21 protein-coding genes are annotated in these 21,034 nt (G+C 73.2%); 15 read left to right on the top strand and 6 right to left on the bottom strand.

Annotated features, from left to right (window positions below; all coding sequences use genetic code 11):
* The first annotated feature begins 129 nt into the window (after window positions 1–129).
* From folE to BIU91_RS15700, 5 genes are all read left to right on the top strand, one after another.
* Window positions 130–741, top strand: a complete 612-nt coding sequence (folE, locus tag BIU91_RS15720) for a GTP cyclohydrolase I (protein WP_071406204.1) — start codon at window positions 130–132, stop codon at window positions 739–741.
* A complete protein-coding gene (gene folP / locus BIU91_RS15715; protein WP_071406203.1) occupies window positions 738–1,658 on the top strand; it encodes a dihydropteroate synthase in 921 nt (306 codons plus the stop codon). Before folE ends, folP begins: the two co-directional genes overlap by 4 nt.
* Window positions 1,655–2,404 (top strand): pyrimidine reductase family protein, encoded by a 750-nt coding sequence (locus BIU91_RS15710; RefSeq protein WP_253183781.1) that lies wholly within the window; start codon window positions 1,655–1,657, stop codon window positions 2,402–2,404. Before folP ends, BIU91_RS15710 begins: the two co-directional genes overlap by 4 nt.
* A gap of 87 nt (window positions 2,405–2,491) precedes the next feature.
* A complete protein-coding gene (locus BIU91_RS15705) occupies window positions 2,492–3,145 on the top strand; it encodes an HAD-IA family hydrolase (protein ID WP_071406201.1) in 654 nt (217 codons plus the stop codon).
* A 443-nt stretch (window positions 3,146–3,588) separates the two neighbouring features.
* Window positions 3,589–4,131 (top strand): type 1 glutamine amidotransferase domain-containing protein, encoded by a 543-nt coding sequence (locus BIU91_RS15700; protein ID WP_027466778.1) that lies wholly within the window; start codon window positions 3,589–3,591, stop codon window positions 4,129–4,131.
* A 34-nt stretch (window positions 4,132–4,165) separates the two neighbouring features.
* Here the strand turns inward: BIU91_RS15700 and BIU91_RS15695 are convergent, their stop codons facing one another.
* Window positions 4,166–4,765, bottom strand: coding sequence for a molybdenum cofactor biosysynthesis protein (locus BIU91_RS15695; protein WP_253183780.1), 600 nt, complete (start codon window positions 4,763–4,765; stop codon window positions 4,166–4,168).
* 89 nt (window positions 4,766–4,854) lie between these two features.
* Here BIU91_RS15695 and BIU91_RS15690 point away from each other — a divergent pair, with 89 nt between their 5' ends.
* The 7 genes from BIU91_RS15690 to BIU91_RS15660 all read left to right on the top strand — a co-directional run bounded on the left by BIU91_RS15690 (window position 4,855) and on the right by BIU91_RS15660 (window position 11,012).
* Window positions 4,855–6,447 carry an AlkA N-terminal domain-containing protein gene (locus BIU91_RS15690; RefSeq protein WP_071406199.1) on the top strand — a complete coding sequence of 531 codons (1,593 nt, stop codon included), beginning with the start codon at window positions 4,855–4,857 and terminating at the stop codon, window positions 6,445–6,447.
* Window positions 6,444–6,956 (top strand): methylated-DNA--[protein]-cysteine S-methyltransferase, encoded by a 513-nt coding sequence (locus BIU91_RS15685; RefSeq protein ID WP_071406198.1) that lies wholly within the window; start codon window positions 6,444–6,446, stop codon window positions 6,954–6,956. Before BIU91_RS15690 ends, BIU91_RS15685 begins: the two co-directional genes overlap by 4 nt.
* 28 nt (window positions 6,957–6,984) lie before the next feature.
* Window positions 6,985–7,245: a type II toxin-antitoxin system Phd/YefM family antitoxin gene (locus tag BIU91_RS15680; protein ID WP_027466775.1), complete on the top strand. Its 261-nt coding sequence runs from the start codon at window positions 6,985–6,987 to the stop codon at window positions 7,243–7,245.
* The gene (locus tag BIU91_RS15675) at window positions 7,242–7,502 is read left to right on the top strand and encodes a type II toxin-antitoxin system RelE/ParE family toxin (protein WP_017885834.1); all 261 of its coding nucleotides are present in this window, start codon (window positions 7,242–7,244) and stop codon (window positions 7,500–7,502) included. The genes BIU91_RS15680 and BIU91_RS15675 overlap by 4 nt, the downstream gene beginning before the upstream one ends.
* 146 nt (window positions 7,503–7,648) lie before the next feature.
* Window positions 7,649–8,470 (top strand): alpha/beta hydrolase, encoded by an 822-nt coding sequence (locus BIU91_RS15670; protein WP_071406197.1) that lies wholly within the window; start codon window positions 7,649–7,651, stop codon window positions 8,468–8,470.
* A gap of 18 nt (window positions 8,471–8,488) precedes the next feature.
* Window positions 8,489–9,361: a hypothetical protein gene (locus BIU91_RS15665; RefSeq protein ID WP_084741350.1), complete on the top strand. Its 873-nt coding sequence runs from the start codon at window positions 8,489–8,491 to the stop codon at window positions 9,359–9,361.
* 175 nt (window positions 9,362–9,536) lie between these two features.
* Window positions 9,537–11,012, top strand: a complete 1,476-nt coding sequence (locus tag BIU91_RS15660) for an amino acid permease (RefSeq protein ID WP_071406195.1) — start codon at window positions 9,537–9,539, stop codon at window positions 11,010–11,012.
* 128 nt (window positions 11,013–11,140) lie between these two features.
* On the opposite strand, the gene BIU91_RS15655 is transcribed toward BIU91_RS15660, so the two are convergent.
* On the bottom strand, window positions 11,141–11,872 hold the full coding sequence (locus BIU91_RS15655; protein ID WP_071406194.1) for a LysE family transporter: 732 nt from the start codon (window positions 11,870–11,872) through the stop codon (window positions 11,141–11,143).
* Between the two features lie 69 nt (window positions 11,873–11,941).
* On the opposite strand from BIU91_RS15655, the gene BIU91_RS15650 reads away from it, so the two are divergent.
* Window positions 11,942–12,856 carry a LysR family transcriptional regulator ArgP gene (locus BIU91_RS15650; RefSeq protein WP_071406193.1) on the top strand — a complete coding sequence of 305 codons (915 nt, stop codon included), beginning with the start codon at window positions 11,942–11,944 and terminating at the stop codon, window positions 12,854–12,856.
* Here the strand turns inward: BIU91_RS15650 and BIU91_RS15645 are convergent.
* On the bottom strand, window positions 12,847–13,626 hold the full coding sequence (locus BIU91_RS15645) for a DNA-formamidopyrimidine glycosylase family protein (protein ID WP_071406192.1): 780 nt from the start codon (window positions 13,624–13,626) through the stop codon (window positions 12,847–12,849). The genes BIU91_RS15650 and BIU91_RS15645 overlap by 10 nt on opposite strands.
* Before the next feature lie 50 nt (window positions 13,627–13,676).
* Window positions 13,677–18,434 carry a DEAD/DEAH box helicase gene (locus tag BIU91_RS15640; protein ID WP_071406191.1) on the bottom strand — a complete coding sequence of 1,586 codons (4,758 nt, stop codon included), beginning with the start codon at window positions 18,432–18,434 and terminating at the stop codon, window positions 13,677–13,679.
* 160 nt (window positions 18,435–18,594) lie between these two features.
* On the opposite strand from BIU91_RS15640, the gene BIU91_RS15635 reads away from it, so the two are divergent.
* The gene (locus tag BIU91_RS15635) at window positions 18,595–19,269 is read left to right on the top strand and encodes a PadR family transcriptional regulator (RefSeq protein WP_071406190.1); all 675 of its coding nucleotides are present in this window, start codon (window positions 18,595–18,597) and stop codon (window positions 19,267–19,269) included.
* 139 nt (window positions 19,270–19,408) lie between these two features.
* Here the strand turns inward: BIU91_RS15635 and BIU91_RS15630 are convergent, their stop codons facing one another.
* On the bottom strand, window positions 19,409–20,029 hold the full coding sequence (locus BIU91_RS15630) for an alpha/beta hydrolase-fold protein (RefSeq protein ID WP_084741348.1): 621 nt from the start codon (window positions 20,027–20,029) through the stop codon (window positions 19,409–19,411).
* Between the two features lie 73 nt (window positions 20,030–20,102).
* Between BIU91_RS15630 and BIU91_RS15625 the strand changes: the two genes are divergently transcribed.
* On the top strand, window positions 20,103–20,645 hold the full coding sequence (locus tag BIU91_RS15625) for an NUDIX hydrolase family protein (protein ID WP_071406188.1): 543 nt from the start codon (window positions 20,103–20,105) through the stop codon (window positions 20,643–20,645).
* An 88-nt stretch (window positions 20,646–20,733) separates the two neighbouring features.
* Here the strand turns inward: BIU91_RS15625 and BIU91_RS15620 are convergent, their stop codons facing one another.
* Entirely contained in the window at window positions 20,734–20,937 is a 204-nt protein-coding gene (locus BIU91_RS15620) for a CsbD family protein (protein WP_027466762.1), read from the bottom strand.
* Window positions 20,938–21,034: the final 97 nt, after the last annotated feature.

Raw genomic sequence — 21,034 nt, 5'->3', positions numbered from 1 at the left:
CGTGTCACACCCGTCTCACAGGTTGTGACGGCCGGGAGGCCCGTTCCACGCGGTTCGCGCACCTCGCGCTGGGCGTCTGCCCGCGTTCTCCGGCCATGGCTGGTGTTGGATGAGCGGGTGACGTCACCCATGGACCGCGCCCGTGTGGAGGCCGCCGTCCGCGAGCTGCTGCTCGCCATCGGCGAGGATCCCGACCGCCCGGAACTCACCCGCACCCCCGCCCGGGTCGCCGACTCGTACGCCGAGTTCTTCTCCGGGATCGGCACAGACGCGGTCGCCATCGCCCGGGACGGCACCGTGCACGCCGAGGACGGCGAACGCGGTCGGCTCGTCATCGTGCGGGACGTGAAGTTCCGCTCCGTCTGCGAACACCACCTGCTGCCGTTCCTCGGGGTCGCGCACCTGGCGTACGCGCCGGGCGACCGCCTCATCGGGCTCGGCACGCTGGCGCGGGTCCTCGACGCGGTGGCCTCCCGTCCGCAGCTGCAGGAGCGGCTCGGCGAACAGGTCGCCGCGACCATCGCCGAGGGGCTCGGCGCCGAGGGCGTCCTGGTGGTCCTCGACGCGCAGCACCAGTGCGTCACGACGCGTGGGGAGCGCCAGACCGGTTCGACGACCGTGACGGTGGCGGCGACCGGTTCGCTCGCCGACGCCGCGGGGCGGGCCGAGGCGATCGCGCTCATCGGTGCCGGGCCCGGGACCGAGGCCGGGCACGACGCGAGTGCCGGGGCGGACGCATGACGGGCCTCCCCGACGGCACGGCCGGCCCCGGCTGGGTCGTGCCGGACCTGCGCCACCCGGTCCGGACGTTCGGCCGCCGCACCATCGACTTCGACCACCGCATCGCCGTGATGGCGATCGTGAACCGCACCCCCGACTCGTTCCACGACCGCGGCGCCACCTTCGAGCTCGACCGGGCCGTCGCCGCCTCGGTCCGCGCAGCCGAGCAGGGCGCCGACTGGGTCGACATCGGCGGCGTGAAGTTCGCCCCCGGTCCGGAGCTGCCCGCCTCCGACGAGATCGACCGCGTCGTGCCCGTCGTCGAGCAGCTCGCCCAGCAGTCCGACGTCGTCATCAGCGTCGACACCTTCCGTCCCGAGGTCGCCGCGGCGGCCATTGCAGCCGGGGCGACCGTCGTCAACGACACCACCGGCCTGTCCGACCCCCGGATGGCCGCCGTGGTCGCCGACTCCGAGGCCACCGTCGTCATCACACACTCGCTCGCGGAACCCCGTCGTCCGCTGCCCGCACCCCCGCAGTACGGCGACATCGCGGGCGAGGTCGTCGCGTTCCTGCGCGAACGGGTCGACCGTGCGCTCGCCGCGGGCATCCCCGAGTCGCGGATCATCGTCGACCCGGGCCACGACCTGCACAAGAACACCGTGCACACGCTCGAGCTCACCCGTCGGCTGCCCGAGGTCGTCGCGCTCGGCTACCCGGTCCTCGCCGCGGTGTCGAACAAGGACTTCGTGGGGGAGTCGCTCGGGCGCCCCCGCGGAGAACGGCTCTCCGGATCGCTCGCCGTCGCGACCGTGAGCGCGATGCTCGGGGCCCGGATCGTCCGGATGCACGACGTCGCCGAGAGCGTCGACGCGATGCGCATGGTCGAGGCCACGCTCGGATGGCGCACCCCCGTGGAATCGAGGCACAACACGTGAACGTCCTGCCCCCGTCGATCGCGGACCTGTCCGACGACGACCTGCTCGAGCTCTACACCGCCGACGCCGCGGACCCCTGGCTCCGGGTGAACTTCGTCGCGACGCTGGACGGTTCGGCCTCGGCTGCCGGGGTGTCCGGGTCGCTCGGTGGCGACGACGACCTGCGCGTCTTCGACCTGCTCCGGCGGGTGGCCGACGTCGTGCTCGTCGCCGCCGGCACCGTCCGTGACGAGGGCTACGGGCCGATGGTCCTGCACGACGCCGACGTCGCCTGGCGGCGGGCGCACGGCAAGCCGGACCACCCCGTGTTCGCGATCGTCACCGGCTCGCTGTCGCTCGACGCGGGGTCTCGGGTGTTCACCGAGGCGCCGGTGCGCCCGATCGTCCTGACGTCGGCGACGGCGGCAGCGTCGTCGAAGGCCCAGGCGCTCGCCGAGGTCGCCGACGTCGTGCGCTGCAGCGCGGACGACGAGCCGGACTCGGTGGACGCCGGGCGGATCCGAGGCGTGTTGGCCGACCGTGGCCTCGGGATGATCCACTGCGAGGGCGGGCCGTCGTTCCTCGGAGCACTCATCGCCGCGGACGCCGTCGACGAGCTGACCCTGACGATCGACCCGTCGCTCGAGGGCGGGGAGGGGCCGCGCATCGCCCGCGGCTCGTCACCCGAGCTCCGGCGGATGCGACCGGCGCACGTGCTGCTCGGCGCCGACGGCGTGCTGCTCACCCGGTACGTCCGGGCGCGCTGACACCGCTCGACCGCGGACCGCGGGCGCGCTGACACCGCTCGCGCGCGGACCGCGGGACGGTCGGGCCCGTGGGCTAGGGTCGGGCGCGTGATCGACATCGTGGCGTCCGGGGTCCTCTTCGACATGGACGGGACCCTCGTCGACTCGACCGCGGTGGTCGAGGCGACCTGGACCCGGTTCGGCCACGCGAACGGCATCGACCCCGACGAGATCCTCGCGTTCTCGCACGGGCGGCAGGCGATCGACACCCTGCGGCGCTTCCTCCCCGATCTGCCCCTGGCCGAGCAGCAGCGGATCGCGGCCGAGCTCGTCGCCGAGGAGACCGCGAGCACCGAGGGCATCCTCGAGATCCCCGGCGCCGTCGCCTTCGTGCAGCGACTCGTCGAACTCGGCGTCCCGGTGGCCCTCGTCACGAGTGCCCCGCGTGACCTCGCCGCGGGCCGGATGGCCGCCGCCGGGTTCGCCGTGCCCGAGGCCTTCGTGCCCTCGGAGGACGTCGAGCACGGCAAGCCCCACCCCGACGGCTACCTGCGCGGAGCTGCCCTGCTCGGCCTCGACCCGACCGACTGCGTGGCGTTCGAGGACGCCCCGGCCGGACTCGAGTCCGCCATCGCCTCGGGCGCGACCACGGTCGTCGTCGGTCCGCTCGAGCACCCGGTGACGGCCGGCCTGCACCGGGTCCACGGGTACGACGGCCTGACCGTCGAGCGCGACGGCGAGGCCTTCCGCATCCGCGGCTGATCGCGGCGCCCGTCCTGCGCGGCTGGCGGTCTGCTGCCGGTCAGGACACCCCGCCTTGTCCGCGCCGAGTGGTCAGGAACCGTCGGCTGCGCCGCCGCCAGCCGACGCTTCGTGACCGCCCGGCGGACGTGAGCGGGGGGGGCGACCGCCCGGACGGCGGCCTGGAGGCCCGTGGCGGGCCCGCACCGTGCCTCCAGGCCGGCGGTGGGCGCGTCCACGGCGCCTCGGCGGCCGGTCAGGACACCCCGGCCGGCCTGCGCCGAGTGGTCAGGAACCGTCGGCTGCGCCGCCGCCAGGCGACACTTCGTGACCGCCCGGCGGACGTGAGCGGGGTGTTGCGACCGCCCGAGTGGACCCCCGAGCCGCCCCTGGAGGCCTGCCCAGCCGACCCCGACGACCCTCGGGTGTGCGGCCGGAACGACCGGGCCGCGGAAGGAGCGATCATGGCAACCCTCGACGGCAAGAAGGTCCTCGTCATCACGACGAACTACGGCGTGGAGCAGGACGAGATCGTCGTCCCCACCGAGCAGCTGCGTGAGCGCGGTGCCTCGGTGACCGTGGCGGCGAAGGAGACCGGCACGATCCAGACCCTGGTCGGCGACAAGGACCCGGGGCAGACGCTCGAGCCGGACACCACCATCGCCGGTGTCGACGCGAAGGACTTCGACGCCCTCGTGATCCCCGGCGGCACGATCAACGCCGACACGCTGCGCCAGGAGTCCCGCGCGGCGACGCTCGTGCAGGCCTTCGCCGAGGCGAGCAAGCCGGTCGCGGCGATCTGCCACGGCCCGTGGACCCTCGTCGAGGCGGGCGTGCTGTCCGGCAAGACCGTCACCTCGTTCCCGTCGCTGCAGACCGACCTGCGCAACGCCGGTGCCGAGTGGGTCGACCAGGAGGTCCAGGTCGACGGCGGCTTCATCACCTCCCGCACCCCGGACGACCTGCCGGCGTTCGTCGACGCGATCGAGAGCGCCCTCACCGCCTGAGCACTCTGCCGACGAGCGTCGCCCGGCGACCGCGTCAGCCGAGCGCCACGGGGCGGGCCGTGCGGAGCACCGCGGGTCCGAGGGTGAGCACACCGTCGGACTCCGGGTCGCACCGCACGCCGCCCCGGCCGCGCATCGCCCGGAACGCCCCGGGGGCCACCTCGTGGTCCATCCAGGCGCAGGGGTTCGCCGCCCGGTAGCCACGGAACCGGACAGCACGGCCGAGGGTGCCGCCGCCGTCGTCACCGGAAAGCACGCTCTCCAGCGAGAACGGCTCGCCCCGCAGTGCCTCGACGTCGGCGCCCCGCAGGAACACGTTCCGCCGGGTCGCAGCGGGGTCAACGGTCGCCCCGATCGCCGTGCCGACGGCTTCGAGCCCCTCCAGGCCGATCACCGTGACCGAGGCGTGCACGTGCGCCCGGGCCGCGAAGTACCGGTCACCGACGATGCCCAGCCCGGACCGGAGCTCGATCCGGTCGCGTGACTCGTCCGGATCGTCCGCGCCCACCGGCAGCGCGCCGTCGGCCGGGCGCCCCTCGTACCGGTGCCGCGGCGAGACGAGCAGCAGCGCGACCTCGACCTCGGTCCGGAACGGCAGGTCGTCGAGACCGGCCACGTCGTCTGCGGAAGTCACCCGGCCAACGCTAGCCGGGCCTCCCGGCCGTGCGCTGCTCCGTCCGATTCCCGCCAGTCGACGTCGGCGGCGCATGTCAGGCTAAGTCCATGACCACCCCGGACACCGACGTGCAGCCGGACGCGCTGCACGCCGAACGGCACCGCGCCGTCGCCTCGCGCGACGCGCGCTTCGACGGCCAGTTCGTCACCGCCGTGCACTCCACCGGCATCTACTGCCGGCCCAGCTGTCCGGCCCGCACGCCGAGGGTCTCGGGCGTCACCTTCTACCGCACGAGCGCCGCAGCGCACCTGGCCGGCTTCCGCGCCTGCAAGCGCTGCCTGCCCGAGGCGACCCCCGGCAGCCCCGAGTGGGACCTGCGCGAGGACGTCGCCGGCCGGGCGATGCGACTCGTCCTCGACGGTGTCGTCGAGCGCGACGGCGTCCCCGGGCTCGCCGCGCGCGTGGGCTACTCGGAGCGGCAGCTCAACCGCATCATGACGGCCGAGCTGGGCGCCGGGCCGAAGGCGCTCAGCCGGGCGCACCGGGCGCAGACCGCGCGGACCCTGCTCACCTCGTCCGACCTGCCCATCGCCGACGTCGCGTTCGCCGCGGGGTTCGCCAGCGTCCGACAGTTCAACGACACCGTGCGCGAGGTCTTCGCCGTCACTCCAACGGAGCTCCGCGCACGCCGGTCCGGGCGAGGCGACGGTGCCACGGACGGCGGCGACGGGGCACTGCACGTGCACCTGCCGGCCCGGGCACCCTTCGACGCGCAGGGCCTGCTCGACTGGCACGCGCTGCACGCCCTGCCGGGCACGGAGCAGGTGGACACCGACCCCACCGGTCGGGTCACGTCGTACGGGCGGCTGGTCGCCCTGCCTGGAGGCCCGGGCTGGTTCAGCGCGTCGGCCGCCGTCCCCGACGTGGCCGGTCGGGGCACCGGGATCGACCTGCGCGTGCGGGTCACCGACCTCTCCGACCTGCCCGCGCTCGTGGCGCGGGTGCGTGCACTGTTCGACCTCGACGCCGACCCGGTCGCCGTCGACGCCGTCCTCGGAGCCGTGCCCGAGCTCGCCGGCCCCGTCGCGCGGGTGCCCGGTCTCCGGCTCCCCGGTGCGGTGGACGCGCACGAGATCGTGTTCCGCACCCTGATCGGGCAGCAGGTCTCGGTGGCCGCGGCGCGCACGGCGCAGACCCGGCTCGTGGCCGCACTCGGCGCGACGGCGCCGGACGCCATCCGGCGCGGCGGGCTGCTGTTCCCGTCCGCGGTGGCGATCGCCGAACGCGGGCACGAGGTGCTGCGCGGCCCCGCCGCCCGCGTCGACACGATCCTGCGGGTGGCTGCGGCGCTCGCCGACGGGTCCCTGGTGGTGGACGGTGGGCAGTCCCTCGGTGACCTGCGCGACGGACTCCTCGCGGTGAAGGGCATCGGGCCGTGGACCGCCGACTACGTCGCGCTCCGGGTCCGGCACCACCCCGACATCTTCCTCCACAGCGACCTCGCCGTGCGGAACGGTGCACAGGAACTCGGGCTGCCCGGAACGGCGCGCGAGCTCTCCCTATGGTCGGAGCAGGTGGCCCCCTGGCGGAGCTACCTCACGATGCACTGCTGGCGACCGATCATCGACCGCGCGATGACCGCGACCGCCGGCGCCCGTGCAGCCCGTGCCCCCGAGGACCCCCGGAAGGACGACCGATGACCGACGCAACCATCCAGACCCTGGACACCCCCGACGGGGCGTTCACCGTGCTCGAAGACGCCGAGGGCAGGGTCCTCGCGTCCGGGTGGACCGACTCCGTCGAGCGGATCCTGGCCCGTCTGGCCGACCGCCACCGCCCCGACCGGGTGCTCGACGGCGCGGTCGCCTCGGCCGACGCGGTCGACGCCTTCTACTCGGGCGAGGTCGAGCACGCCATGCAGGTACCGGTCCGGCAGTTCGGCACCGAGCTCTTCACCGAGGGGTGGCGCCAGCTCCGCCGGATCCCGGCCGGCGGCACCCTGACCTACACCGGGTTCGCGGCGGCGATGGGCCGGCCCGACGCGGTGCGGGCGGCAGCGAGCGTGTGTGCCCGGAACGCCCCGGCGCTCTTCGTCCCGTGCCACCGGGTGCTGCGCTCGGACGGAACGCTCGGCGGCTTCGCGTGGGGGCTCGACGTCAAACGGTCTCTGCTCGAACGGGAGTCGGTCGGCACCACGGCACTGGTCTGACTTGTACGAAACGCTCTAGAATGTACAGGTGAGTGAAGTGTCGATCTCCGAAGCCCGTGGCCGTCTGGCGTCGATCATCGACGACGCCCGACACGAACCCGTCTACCTGACCCGGCGCAACAAGCGCGTCGCCGCCGTGGTCGACGCGGCCGTCCTCGACCGGTTGCTCGAGGCGGCCGAGGACCTGGACGACCTGGTCGCCTACGACGAAGCCGTCGCCGAGAGTGCCCGCATCGGTGGCGAGAACGTCAAGTGGGACGACCTCAAGCGCGAACTCGGTCTCGGGTGACGTACTCGGTCGAGGTCATCCCGGCCGCGCAACGCGTCATCCGCAAGCTCCCGCTCGACGGGCGGCGGCGGATCGAGGGGCTCCTCGCGATCCTCGCCGAGCACCCCCGGCCGCCCGCCGCACGCAAGCTCGTGAACCGGCCCGGGTGGCGGGTCCGCTCGGGGGACTACCGGCTGATCTACCGGATCGACGACGGCAAGCTCGTCGTGGTGGTCGTCGACGCCGGGCACCGGCGCGAGGTCTACCGGGACCGCTGACGGTCCGGCGCCCGAGCGGCGGGGTTCTGCCCCTGGAAGCGGGGGGAGACACGGACTCCCACGCCTGCGACACTCGGAGGACCGGTAATCCGCACGGTCCCCTCCGAGGCCCGACGCATCGCCGTCGACAGCTCGCAAAGGACCCCATGCTCCCTCCAGTCGACCGAACGGTCGTCTCCTCCGACGGCACCACCATCGCCGTCTCCGAGGCAGGGGACGGGCCGGCGGTCGTCGTCGTGGGCGGTGCCTTCGACCACCGCGGGACCCCGTACCTCGACCGCGTGGTCGCCGAGCTCGGCTCGACCCACCGCGTGGTGACCTACGACCGCCGTGGCCGTGGTGCCAGCGGTGACTCCGCGTCGTGGGCGATCGAGCGCGAGGTCGACGACCTGCGTGCCGTCGTCGAGAGCATCGGCGCACCGACCACCGCCGTCGGCATCTGCGTCGGCGCCGGTGTCGTCCTGCACGGGCTCGCCACCGGACTGCCGGTCGACGGCGCCGTCCTGTGGGAACCGCCGTACCGCGCCTCGGTCGACCCGCACGCCGACGACGTCGTGTTCGCCGACCTGCTCGACGAACACGTCGGTGCCGGCCGCCGCGCCCAGGCCGTCCGTGGGTTCCTGACCCAGGTGCTCGGGGTCCCGATGGGCCAGGTCACGGCACTGCGGCTCAAGGGGTCGCTCTGGCGCTCCCTGGTGGTCGACGCCCACGTGCTCAGCCGCGAGGTCCGGGTGCTGAACGGCCTCGCCGTGCCGGAGCGCGTTGCCGCCGCGGTCGGTGTGCCGGTGCTCGTCGGCGCCGGTGGCGACGGACTCGAGTGGATGCGACGTGCGGCCCGCGCCGTCGTCGACGCCGTCCCGGGCTCGGAGTACACCGAGGTCCCCGGGCAGGGACACGTCCCCGCCCCGGCGGCCCTCGGAGCCCTGATCGACCGCGTCCGGAGCCGGATCGTCTCGCCCAGCAGCTGACTGCGAGAGGATGGGCGGGTGAACGCACCCCGCCTCGGTCTCCTGCTCGACGTCGACGGGCCCATCGCCAGCCCGGTCTCCCGCACCATCGCGATCCCGAGCATCGTCGCGGACCTCGTCGCGCTCGCCGCCGAGGGCATCCCGATCGTCTTCAACACCGGCCGCAGCGATGCGTTCATCCGCTCCGAGGTCGTCGGTCCGCTGCTCGCCGGGGGTCTCGCCGAGGGTGGCCGCGTCCACGCCGTCTGCGAGAAGGGCGCCGTGTGGTGCTCGATCGGCCCGCAGTACGACGGCGGCATGGGTGAGCTGACGGTCGCCGAGGACCTCGCGCTGCCGCGGGACTACGCCGACGAGATGCGCGATCTGGTCCGCGACGAGTACGCCGACCTGGTGTTCTTCGACGAGACGAAGCGCGCCATGGTGTCGATCGAGCAGCGCGTCGAGGTGCCGAACGCCACCTACCTGGCCCGCCAGCCGGAGTTCGACGCGAAGGCCATGGCCGCGCTCGAGCGTCGCGGGCTCGGTGTCCGCCGCCTCGACGACGTCCGACCCGACGCCGACGGCGCCGTGCAGTGGCGCATCGACCCGACGATCATCTCGACCGACGTCGAGTCCGACCGCAGCGGCAAGGACCTGGGGGCCGAGCGCTCGCTCGAGCTCCTCGGGCAGGACGGCGAGCTCCCGGTCACCTGGCGCACCGTGGGGGACTCCCGCAGCGACTACGCAATGGCGGACTGGCTGCACGCCCACGGCCACGAGGTCGCCCACGTCGACGTCCGTCCCGCCGACGGGGTGCCGGCCACGCCGTACCCGGTGCTCACCGCGCCCGACGGCGTGATCCACGACGAGGCCGGAGCCCGGTTCCTGGCGGACTGGCGCGCGGGCCGCTGACGCGACCGCGGCCCTGGACGCACCCATCGGCCGGCCGAGCGGTACGCGCCGGACTGCCGCCGCGCCTCCCGGCCGTCGCGGACCGAGCCACCGTCCGGGCGGACGCTTTGCGTGACACAGTGGTACACCAGTACCCTTCCGAGGTCCGCCGCCAGCCGATGACGGGATCCACCCCATGGCAACGAAGCTCCGCATCAAGTCGATCGAGGCCTCCCTGGCCGACTCCGAGGAGCAGGGCAGGTCCCTGAAACGCTCCCTGAAGACGTTCGACATCGCCGCGATGGGGATCGCGGTCGCCGTCGGCGCCGGCATCTTCTCGGTCGGCGCGAACGCCGCCGCGAACTTCGCCGGGCCCGGCGTCATCATCTCCTTCCTGCTCGCCGCCGTCACCTGCGGCCTGGCGATCATGTGCTATGCCGAGTTCGCCTCGACGATCCCCGTCGCCGGCTCCGCGTACACGTTCACCTACGCCACGATGGGTGAGCTGCTCGCCTGGATCGTGGGCTGGGACCTCATCCTCGAGACCCTCACGGCCAGCGCCGTGATCGCGAAGTACTGGGGCATCTACCTCAGCACCGCGTTCGACGTCTTCGGCGTCACCCTGCCGAGCACGATCCAGCTCGGCCCGATCCCCTTCACCTGGGGGCCGGTGCTCATCGTCGGGATCTTCACGGTGCTCCTCGCCTTCGGCACCCGCCTGTCGTCGCGGGTGTCGGCGGTCATCACCGTCATCAAGGTCGCGATCGTCGTGTTCGTCATCGTCGCCGGTGCGTTCTTCGTCAAGGCCGCCAACTTCACCCCGTTCATCCCGCCGGCCGAGCCCGCCAAGGGTGCCGAGGGCAGCGTCTGGACGCAGTCGCTCGTGTCGTGGTTCACCGGTGCCGAGCCCGCCCAGTACGGCGTCTTCGGCCTGCTCGCCGCGGCGTCCCTGGTGTTCTTCGCCTTCATCGGCTTCGACGTCGTCGCCACCAGCGCGGAGGAGACCGAGAACCCGCAGAAGACCCTGCCGCGCGGCATCTTCATCGGCCTCGGCATCGTGACCCTGCTCTACGTCGGCGTCAGCATCGTCATCACCGGCATGGTCTCGTACCAGCGCCTGGCGGAGGAGAAGGCGCCGTCCCTGGCGTCGGCGTTCGACATCGTCGGGCTGCCGTGGGCCGCCGGCATCATCGCCATCGGCTCCCTGATCGGCCTGACCACCGTCGTCATGGTGCTGCTGCTCGGCCTGTCCCGCATCGTCTTCTCGATGAGCCGCGACGGCCTGCTGCCCCGCTGGTTCTCGAAGACCAACCCGAAGACGCAGACGCCGGTGCGCGTGCAGATCGTCGCCGGTGTCGTCGTGGCGCTGCTGGCCGGGTTCACCGCGGTCGACAAGCTCGAGGGCATGATCAACATCGGCACGCTGTCCGCGTTCGTCCTGGTGTCGATCGGCATCGTCGTGCTGCGTCGTTCGCGCCCCGACGCCCCGCGGGCCTTCCGGGTGCCGTGGTCGCCGGTACTGCCGATCATCTCGGCGGTGCTGTGCTTCTGGCTGATGCTGAACCTCGAGGTCGAGACCTGGCTCCGGTTCGTCATCTGGCTGGTCATCGGCTTCGTCATCTACTTCGGCTACAGCCGTCGCCACAGCCGCGTCGGCCAGCGCATGCAGTAGGGCGCTCCGCGGGTCGGCCTGGCCCGCAAAACACCGGTGTTCGCACGTTGCACACCCGCAGACCGCGGCGCGACGTGTGGACACCGGTGTCTTGCATCCACCGCCCGCCCGCCCGGAGCCCGCCGCCGCTACGCGCCGACGAGCAGCAGCACACCGAACGCGAGCATCACGACGGCGACCAGGCCGTCGAACACCCGCCAGGTCAGCGGCTTCTCGAACAGCGGCCGCAGCAGGCGTCCGCCGAACCCGAGCGCACCGAACCACAGGCAGCTCGCTGCGACGGCACCGATCGTCCAGAGCCACCGGTCGTCCGCACCCTGCTGGTTCGCCACCGACCCGAGGAACACCAGCGTGTCCAGGTAGACGTGCGGGTTCGCCCACGTGAAGACGAGCATGGTCAGCACGGCCGTCCGCATGGTCACCACCTGGCCGGGAGGCGCGGTGCGCGTCCGCCGCGCCGCCACCGTCGTGCCGGTGGTCGCGTCCACCCCCGCGCCCGCGTCCGCGCTGGCGCCCACCACACCGTCGTCGGCCGCCTCGTCAGCGACCCGCATCGCGTCCCCCGAGGGCCGCAGCGCACGCCGCGCCGCGAGCACCCCGTACGTGAGCAGGAACGCGGCACCGACGAACCGGACCACCAGGAGCGCCACGGGGAACCGTTCGACCACGGCGCCGACCCCGAGCACCCCGGCGACGATGAGCAGCGCATCCGAGACCGCGCACACCACGACCGCCGAGGCCACCACCCGGAGCCCGGCGCTGACCGCGAGCCGGAGCAGGTACGTGTTCTGCACACCGATCGCGACGATCAGTGCGAGGCCGGTGCCGAGGCCGGAGAGCAGGGGCAGGAGCGAGGTCACGATCTGACGCTAGGGCCGGGTGCTGGTGTAGTACAGCTCACGTTCCTGCACCCACGTAAGCTCAGCTGCATGGCCCGGTTCCAGCGCGAGCACCTCGAGACGCTGCTCGCCGCCGTCGACCACGGCACCCTCGACGCGGCGGCCCGTGCGCTGGCGATCACCCCGTCGGCGGTCTCACAGCGGATCAAGTCGATGGAGCAGCAGGTCGGCCGGGTCCTGCTCCAGCGCACCACCCCGGTGCGCCCGACCGCGGACGGCGCAGTCGTGCTCCGGCACGCACGGCAGGTCCGGCTGCTCGACGAGGAGACCTCCCGAGCCCTCGGCGGTGGATCGTCGGTGGTGCCGTCGATCCCGCTGGCCGTGAACGCCGACTCGCTCGGCACCTGGTTCCTCGACGCCCTCGCCCTCGTGCGGGCCGACACCGAGGTGGTCTTCGACCTGCACCGCGAGGACCAGGACCGCACCGCCGAACTGCTCCGCGCCGGCACGGTGATGGGCGCCGTGACGGCCGAGGCGGATCCGGTGCAGGGCTGCTCGTCGGTGCCACTCGGCATCGACCGGTACCGGGCCGTGGCGTCCCCGGCGTTCGTCGCCCGCTACCTCGGCGACACCGGCACCGAGCGGCGGATGCTCCGGCGGCTCGACGAGGTCCCGCTCGTCGACTACGACCGCGACGACGACCTGCAGCAGGGGTACCTGCGACAGGTCCTCGGCCACGCTCCCGGCGGCCCGCGCCACTTCGTCCCGACCTCCGCCGACTTCGCCCGTGCGGTCACGCTCGGGTTCGGGTGGGGACTGCTGCCCGAGGCGCAGTGCCTCGAGGCGATCGACCGCGGTGTCCTGGTCGAGCTGGCCCCGGGTCGGCACGCCGACGTGGCGCTGTGGTGGCAGCGCTGGAACCTGGCGTCACCCCTGCTCGAACGGGTCACCGACGCCGTCCGTGCGACCGCGTCGTCGCGACTGCACCCCGCGCGTCAGGTCTGACAGCGCGGACACCAGTAGGTGTCGCGCAGGGTGAGTTCCGAGTCACCGAGTTCGCCGTGCCGGATCGGGGTCCCGCACCGCAGACACGGCTTGCCGGCACGGCCGTAGACCCAGAACCGTCGCCCGGGGCGGTCGACGCCGGTGGTGACGCGGGCGCTGCGGTCGCGGTTCGCCAGGATCAGCCGGCTGGCGAGCGTGATCGTCCGCGCCGGGTCCGGCACCTGGCCGACCGGACGCGTCGGCAGCACGCCGCGCAGGAAGCAGAGTTCGTTCCTGTACACGTTGCCGAGCCCGGCGAGCACCCGCTGGTCGAGCAGTGCCAGCCCGACCGGGCGTTCGGGGTCCTCGGTCAGGTTGGCGAGCGCGAGGTCGGCGTCCCAGTTGGGGCCGAGCAGGTCCGGCCCCAGGTGTCCGACGACCTCGGACTCCTGGTCGCGCGGCACGACCTCGAGCACCCCGAGGGCGAAGCCGACGGTGGAGACCCCCTCGGCGTCCAGGATCGCCCGGGCCTGGTGCGCCGGACGTCGCCAGCGGTCACCGGGCGCGTAGACGTCCCACCGGCCCTCCATCTTCAGGTGCGAGTGCACGGTCAGGTCGCCGATGCGGTGCAGCAGGTGCTTGCCGCGGGGGACGACCTCGTCGACGGTGCGGCCGACCAGGTCGAGCGTCGCGAACGCGGGGACGCGGAAGTCGCTCTTCGTCAGGACCTTGCCCGCCAGCGCGGTGTGCAGGCGGCGGGCAGCCCGGTAGACGGTGTCGCCTTCAGGCACGGGTCACCTCCGGCACGTGGTCGCTGCACTGCCGGGAGGCGCGGCTCGCCTCACACACGGAGCCGCAGCCCCTGCGGGGTCGCCGTGAACCCCGCGGCCCGGAGCGCGCCGCCGAGCGGCGTCTCCAGCACGAAGTCCCCGTCGACCCGCTCGACCGAGAGCTTCCGCAGCCCGGTCCGGACGATGCCGGCGATCGAGGCCGCCGCGGCAGCGAGGTCGGCGGCGTCGTCGGTGAAGGTCAGCACCGACTTGCCACCGCGCTCCACGTACACGGTGAGCTTGCCGTCGACGGTCGTGACGAGGGCACCCGCCTTGCGCCCGGGCCGGTGGCCCCGAGCGGTCTTCGCGCCGCTGCCGACCGCGGTCTCAGGCGGGGCGGCTCCGCCGTCGTCGGCTACGAGACCGGCGTCGGCGTCGCCCGTCGGCCACGGCAAAGAGGCCCCGAACGGGTTCGCCGGGTCGGTCGCGGCGAGTGTGAGCGCCTCGCGCTTGCGGTCCGGGTCGTCCCGCTCGTCGTCGCCGAGTTCGCGGGCGTAGGTGCGCAGCCGGTCGACGGTCGGGCCGGTGGCGAACTGAGCCGCGCCGAGCCCCTCGACGAAGTACCCGCGACGAGCCCGGCCGGACTCCTCGAAGCGCGAGAGCACCCGGTACACCCCGGCGAAACCACCCCGGACGCCCTCGACCTGGACTGCACCGCGGGTGACGACGCCGTAGCGTTCGAGCAGCTGTTCGGCGGTCGCGGCGGCCCGCACGGTCGAGTCGGACTCGGCCAGCGGCAGGAGCGACCAGCGACCCCCGACGGACGGCGGCCCGGACTGCGTCGGCATCGTCGGCCGCCGACGGCCGCGGTAGGCCCGAGCCCGCGGAGCACTCGAGCTCTTCGCCTTGCCGCCGAGCATCGAGCGCAGCGGGGCGAACGTGTCGTTCGTGATCTGCCCGGCCCAGACCAGGTCCCACAGCGCGGTGGTGAGCGCCTGGTCGTCGCTGCTGCCCACGGCCTGGCCGAGCTGCCGGAAGAAGTACGCGCCACCGCCGGCCAGGGCGCCGAGCACGTCCCGCTGCAGCTCGGTCGTCTCGTCCCCGGAGGGCTCGGCGAGCGTCGTCGCCGCGGTGTCGGCCAGGTGCAGGCGCACCCAGCCGTCGTTGCCCGGCAGGGTGCCCCCGCCGGACCACAGGACCTCGCCGGTGGCGGTGAGTTCGTCGAGCATGCTCGTCGAGTAGTCGGTGACACGGGACGGCAGCACCAGGGTCTCCCAGGCGCTGGCGGGCAGGGCGACCCCGGCGAGCTGGTCGATCACCTGCAGGACGCCGTCGACGCCACGGAGCCCGCCGCGGGTCCCGGGGGCCTGCACGTGCTGCCACGCGGGCAGGAAGCGGGCGAGGGTGTCCGGCGAGACCGGTTCGACCTCGTGCCGCAGCGCTGCGAGTGACTTCGTGCGGATCCGTCGCAGGACCTCGGCGTCGCACCACTCGGCACCCTGGCGGTCGGGTCGGAACTCGCCCTCCACCACCCGGCGGTCGGCGACGAGTCGGCGCAGGGTGTCCTGCACGACGGCGATGCCCAGCCCGAGGCGACCGGCGGCCTCCTGCGCGGAGAACGGCCCGTGCGACCGGGCGTAGCGGCCGATCAGGTCGCCGAGGGGGTCGGCCACGGGCTCGACGAACGCCGTCGGCACACCGATCGGCAGCGGGACCCCGAGGGCGTCGCGCAGGCGGGCGGCGTCCTCGATCACGGCCCAGCGCGTCGCCCCGGCGTGCGAGAACGACAGCACTCGGCGGTCGCGCTCCAACACCTGGAGCGTGCTCCGCAGTTCGGCGGTGGCCGCTGGACGGTCGGCGGCGTCGGCGAGCCAGCTCCGGTCGACCGCTTCGTCGAGGTCGAGCGCGCCGACGAGCCGCAGCACGTCCACGAGTCCCTCGGCGTCACGGGCACGGCGGTCCGGCGACAGCCGCTGCAGGTCGCGCTCCACCGAGGTGATGACCGCCGGGTCGAGCAGCTCCCGCAGCTCCGCACGGCCGAGCAGTTCGCCGAGCAGGGTCGAGTCGAGCGACAGGGCCGCTGCCCGGCGTTCGGCGAGCGGGGTGTCGCCCTCGTACATGAAGGCCGCGACGTACCCGAACAGGATCGAGCGGGCGAACGGCGACGGCTGCTCGGTCTCCGTCTCGACCAGGCGGATCCGACGTCCGGCGATGTCGTCGGCGATCCCGAGCAGCGCGGGCACGTCGTAGACGTCCTGCAGCACCTCGCGCACGGTCTCGAGCACGATCGGGAACGTCGGGTACTTCTGCGCGACCTCGAGCAGCTGCGAGGCCCGCTGCCGCTGCTGCCAGAGCGGCGAACGCTGCCCGGGGTTCCGTCGGGGCAGCAGCAGGGCGCGCGCCGCACACTCGCGGAACCGCGCGGCGAACAGCGCCGAGCCCCCGACCTCGTCGGTGACCAGGGCCTCGAGGTCGTCGCGCTCGAACACGAACAGGTCGGCACCCGGCGGCTCGGCGTCGGTCTCCGGGATGCGGACGACGATGCCGTCGTCGGCCGCCATCGCGTCACCGTCGATGCCGTGCCGCTCGCGCAGCCGTGCGGCGACGGCCAGGGCCCACGGCGCGTGCACCTGCATGCCGTAGGGCGAGTGCAGGATGAGCCGCCAATCCCCGAGCTCGTCGCGGAACCGCTCGATGACGAGCGTGGTGTCGTTCGGCACGTGACCGGTGGCCGCGCGCTGGTCGCGCAGGAAGGTCAGCAGGTTGGTGATCGCACGTTCGTCCAGTCCACCGGCGGCGACGCGGGCGCGGGCGTCGTCGTCCGAGGCGCCCTCGACCTCGCGCACGAACGCACCGGTCGCACGGCCGAGCTCGGCGGGCCGGCCGATGCCGTCGCCCTTCCAGAACGGCACGCGTCCGGGCTGCCCGAACGCCGGGCTCACGACGACGCGGTCGTGGGTGATCTCCTCGATCCGCCAGCTCGTCGCACCGAGGGCGAAGACGTCGCCCACGCGCGACTCGTAGACCATCTCCTCGTCGAGCTCGCCGACGCGGGACGCCTTCTCGCCGACCATGAAGACGCCGAACATGCCGCGGTCGGGGATCGTCCCGCCGCTCGTCACCGCGAGTCGCTGCGCACCGGGGCGCCCGGTCAGGGTGCCGTGCACGCGGTCCCAGACCAGCCGTGGCCGGAGTTCGGCGAACTCGTCGCTCGGGTACCGGCCCGTGACCAGGTCGAGGGTCGCCTCGAACGCCGACCGGGGCAGGCCGCTGAACGGGGCGCTCCGCCGCACGAGCTCGAACCAGTGCTCGACGTCGAGGGTGTCGATCGCCCCGGCCGCCACGGTGTGCTGCGCCAGGACGTCGAGCGGGTTCGCCGGCACCGAGATCGACTCGATCTGACCCGTGACCATCCGCTCGACCGTGACCGCGCTGTTGACCAGGTCAGCCCGGTGCTTCGGGAACAGCACGCCTCGGGAGATCTCGCCCACCTGGTGTCCGGCACGACCGACGCGCTGCAGGCCGCTCGCGACGGAGGGCGGCGCTTCGACCTGGACGACCAGGTCGACCTCGCCCATGTCGATGCCGAGCTCGAGTGAACTCGTCGCGACGACGCACCGCAGCCGACCGGACTTCAGGTCGTCCTCGATGATCGCGCGCTGGTCCTTCGACACCGAGCCGTGGTGTGCGCGGGCGAGCACCGGGACGGAGGCGTCCGAGCCCCCGCCGCCCGTCTGCCCGGACCCGCCGATCAGCTGCGCCGGCGGGCGCTTGGCCCCCTGGGGTGCGACGGCGTGCGCCGAGGTGCGGGCCGGTGACTGCGGGCGGCCCCGCGCCACCGGGAGGCCGTCGTCGTCCGGTGACGCCCCCGCCGGCACCAGCACGCCGTCACCGGCGGCGGCGAGCACGCGTTCCTCGTGGATCTCGTTGAGCCGCGCCGTGAGCCGTTCGGCCAGCCGTCGCGAGTTCGCGAACACGATGGTCGAGCGGTGTTCCTCGATCAGGTCGACGACACGTTCTTCGACGTGCGGCCAGATCGACCCGTTCGTCGGCGACTCGGACGCGTCCGCACCGACCGGCGGCGCCCCGAGCTCGGTCATGTCGTCGACGGGCACGACGACCCGCAGGTCGAAGGTCTTCTGCGCGGGCGGCGCGATGATCGTCACCGGGGCGCGGCCGCCGAGGAACCGCGCGACCTCTTCCGGCGGGCGGACGGTCGCGGACAACCCGATGCGCTGCACGGGCTTGTCGAGCAGGTCGTCGAGGCGCTCGAGCGACACGGCCAGGTGTGCGCCGCGCTTGGTCGAGGCGACCGCGTGGACCTCGTCCACGATGACGGTGTCGACGTTCACCAGGGTCTCGCGCGCCTGCGAGGTGAGCATCAGGTAGAGCGACTCGGGCGTGGTGATGAGGATGTCCGGCGGCTGGCGCAGGAGCTTCTGGCGGTCGGACGACGGGGTGTCACCGCTGCGCACCCCGACCGTGACGTCGGGCGGTTCGGTGCCGAGGCGGCGTGCGGTCTGGGTGATCCCGACGAGCGGGCTCCGCAGATTGCGCTCGACGTCGACGCCGAGGGCCTTGAGCGGCGAGACGTAGAGCACCCGCGTGCGCTGCTTCGCCGGTGGGCGGTCGGTCGCGCTGATGAGCCGGTCGATCGACCACAGGAACGACGCCAGGGTCTTGCCGGAGCCGGTCGGGGCGATCACGAGTGCGTGCTGCCCGGTCGAGATGGCGTCCCACGCCCCGGCCTGCGCCGGAGTCGGTGCGTCGAAGGCGCCGCGGAACCACTCGGTGGTCGCGGGGGAGAAGCGCTCGAAGACGTCCGTCATGGTCCGTCCCATCCTGCCCGCGACCACCGACAGCAGGCCGAGCGTACGTCCCCCTTGACAGAGCGATAGTTACCGATCTATCGTAAACACATCGCGATACGACGAAGACGATCAGGTCAGACCGGTCGCGAGCCGACTCAGCACGACGAAAGGACTCCTCATGCGCCCCTCGTATGACGACAACAGCAACACGTCCCCCCGCGACCAGCGCGGGTTCGGCCCGCGCGGCCCCCGCTTCGGCGGCGCGCGGCAGCACCACGGCGCCGGCTTCCCCGGCCGTGACCGCGGTGACCACGACCACGGCGGCCGCGGCTTCGGTGGCCGCGGGTTCGGCCCCGGCTTCGGCCCGGGCATGGGCTTCGGCCCCGGTTTCGGCGGACCCGGCTTCGGCCGGGAACGCCGTCGCCGCGGTGACGTCCGTCTCGCGATCCTCGGTCTGCTGGCCGAGGGCCCGCAGAACGGGTACGCCGTGATCAAGACCATCGCCGAGCGCACCGGCGGTGCCTGGAAGCCGAGCCCCGGCTCGGTCTACCCGACGCTCCAGCAGCTCGTCGACGAAGACCTCGTGGTCTCGTCGGGCGACGGTCGCAAGACGCTCTTCGAGCTCACCGACGCCGGCAAAGCCGAGACCGAGGACAAGGCCGACGAGATCGCTGCGGCACTCGACGGGGCCCCGGGCATCCCGGACGCCCAGCGCGAGTTCTTCGAGGCGCTCCGGAAGACCATGGGCGTCCTGCAGATGTACCGCAGCACCGCGACCGAGGAACAGGCCAAGGCCGCCACGGCCAAGGTGGACCAGCTCCGCAAGGACCTGCTCCAGATCCTCGCCGACTGACGGACGTCACCCGTGACGGACAGGAGGCCCGGTGCCAGCTGGCACCGGGCCTCCTGTCCGTCCGCACATCGTGAGCAGCTGTGGTCGGGTCCGCACGTCGGACCCGACCATTCGTGCTCACGAAGCGCGCTCCGCAGCGCTACCCCGCGCCGACGAAGGCGGCCACGTCCGCCAGTTCCGCCGTCGACACGGCGTGCGGCAGGCCCGCGTAGGTGCGGTCGGTCACGTCGGTGTGCGCTGCGGCCCACACCTGCGTCCGGGCGGTGGCCTCGGGCGGGATCACCGGGTCGAGGTCACCGTGCCCGAGGAACACCCGCGGCCGCACGGCCGACACGGCCTCGTCGCGGGAGTCCGTGACGCCCGGCACGACGAAGCCCGACAGCGACACCGCGAACGCGAACGCCGCGGGCCGGGCGCGAAGCAGCTGGAGCGCCATCGAGCCGCCCTGCGAGAACCCGAGCAGCCCGATCCGCGGGTGGTCGGCCGCGACGGAGTCGATCCAGTCGAGCACCTCGACGGTCACGGCGTCCACCGCCTCGGGCGCGGGGGAGCCGGGCGTGCCGAGCGGGTACCAGCTGAAGCCGGGCCCCCACGGCATCGGCGCCCGGAGCGACGCGACCGTCCACGCGGGCGGCAGTGCGGGGGCGAGGCCGAGCAGGTCGTGCTCGTTCGACCCGACCCCGTGCATCGCCACGAGCAGGGGTGTGCTCCGCCGGTCCGAGGTACTCCGGGTCCACTGCACCAGGTCCGCATCGATCATGTGGACAACGCTAACCATCCCCAACTCCCGCGCCTTCCGCCGAACTCGCCGCCGTCCCTGGTAGACACGGTGCATGTCCTCGCTGCGCACCCCCGATCCCGACTCCGGCTGGCTGTCCGACGAGGAGCTCGCGAACGTCCGCCGTCGTCTGCCGATCTGCTACGTCGAGGCGGTCCCCGTCCGCACCGACGGCCTCGGCGTCGTGACCGAGGTCGGCGTGCTGCTGCGTGTCTCCCCGAGCGGTTCGATCGCCCGCACCCTGGTGTCCGGTCGTGTGATGTTCGGCGAGTCGATCCGCACCGCGCTGTTCCGCCACCTCGAGAAGGACCTCGGGCCGATGGCGTTCCCGCAGCTGCCCTCGAGTCCGACGCCGTTCACCGTGGCCGAGTACTTCCCGCTGCCCGGCGCCTCGGTGTACACCGACGAGCGGCAGCACGCGATCTCGCTGGCGTACGTCGTCCCCGTCACGGGGACGTGCGAGCCCCGGCAGGACGCCCTCGAGCTCACGTGGATGACCCCGATGGAAGCCGCGTCCGACGCCGTCGCCGACGAGATGGAAGGCGGACGCGGGGCACTGCTCCGCGCCGGTCTGGCATCGGTCGGCGCCCTCCACTAGCCCGACCGGGGCGTCCGCGCCCCGCACACGACGAAGCCCCCGGATCCGATCGGATCCGGGGGCTTCGCAGCGCGGTTGCGAACCGGCTTCAGTGCTTGTCGTCCTTGAAGCTGTCGGCGACGCCGTGCGCGGCGTCCTTGACGTCGGTGACGCCCTGCTTCGCCGAGGCCTTGCCCTGGTCGGTCTGGCCTTCGGCCTTCAAGCGGTCGTTACCGGTCGCGTTGCCGGCGGCTTCCTTGACCTTGCCTGCCGCCTTCTCAGCGGCGTTCTTGATGTCATCGATGCCAGCCATAGGCACTCCTTCCAGAAGCGGACGTGTTCCCCGTCAGCCGCTTGCGCGGCATCCGGTGAAGCAGACCGTACGCCCGGTGGAGTACCCCACCCCCAGC

The organism is Curtobacterium sp. MMLR14_002, assembly GCF_001864975.1.
Taxonomy (GTDB): Bacteria; Actinomycetota; Actinomycetes; order Actinomycetales; family Microbacteriaceae; genus Curtobacterium; species Curtobacterium flaccumfaciens.
The sequence above is the reverse complement of the archived record's forward strand: the minus strand, read 5'-3'. Positions and strand labels throughout refer to the sequence as shown.

Excerpts from the sequence above, each read along its gene's own strand:
- folE (WP_071406204.1), top strand. The coding sequence starts at position 130 with ATGGACCGCGCCCGTGTGGAGGCCGCCGTCCGCGAGCTGCTGCTCGCC.
- folP (WP_071406203.1), top strand. The coding sequence starts at position 738 with ATGACGGGCCTCCCCGACGGCACGGCCGGCCCCGGCTGGGTCGTGCCG.
- BIU91_RS15700 (WP_027466778.1), top strand. The coding sequence starts at position 3,589 with ATGGCAACCCTCGACGGCAAGAAGGTCCTCGTCATCACGACGAACTAC.
- BIU91_RS15690 (WP_071406199.1), top strand. The coding sequence starts at position 4,855 with ATGACCACCCCGGACACCGACGTGCAGCCGGACGCGCTGCACGCCGAA.
- BIU91_RS15685 (WP_071406198.1), top strand. The coding sequence starts at position 6,444 with ATGACCGACGCAACCATCCAGACCCTGGACACCCCCGACGGGGCGTTC.
- BIU91_RS15670 (WP_071406197.1), top strand. The coding sequence starts at position 7,649 with ATGCTCCCTCCAGTCGACCGAACGGTCGTCTCCTCCGACGGCACCACC.
- BIU91_RS15660 (WP_071406195.1), top strand. The coding sequence starts at position 9,537 with ATGGCAACGAAGCTCCGCATCAAGTCGATCGAGGCCTCCCTGGCCGAC.
- BIU91_RS15650 (WP_071406193.1), top strand. The coding sequence starts at position 11,942 with ATGGCCCGGTTCCAGCGCGAGCACCTCGAGACGCTGCTCGCCGCCGTC.
- BIU91_RS15640 (WP_071406191.1), bottom strand. The coding sequence starts at position 18,434 with ATGACGGACGTCTTCGAGCGCTTCTCCCCCGCGACCACCGAGTGGTTC.
- BIU91_RS15635 (WP_071406190.1), top strand. The coding sequence starts at position 18,595 with ATGCGCCCCTCGTATGACGACAACAGCAACACGTCCCCCCGCGACCAG.
- BIU91_RS15630 (WP_084741348.1), bottom strand. The coding sequence starts at position 20,029 with ATGATCGATGCGGACCTGGTGCAGTGGACCCGGAGTACCTCGGACCGG.
- BIU91_RS15625 (WP_071406188.1), top strand. The coding sequence starts at position 20,103 with ATGTCCTCGCTGCGCACCCCCGATCCCGACTCCGGCTGGCTGTCCGAC.
- BIU91_RS15620 (WP_027466762.1), bottom strand. The coding sequence starts at position 20,937 with ATGGCTGGCATCGATGACATCAAGAACGCCGCTGAGAAGGCGGCAGGC.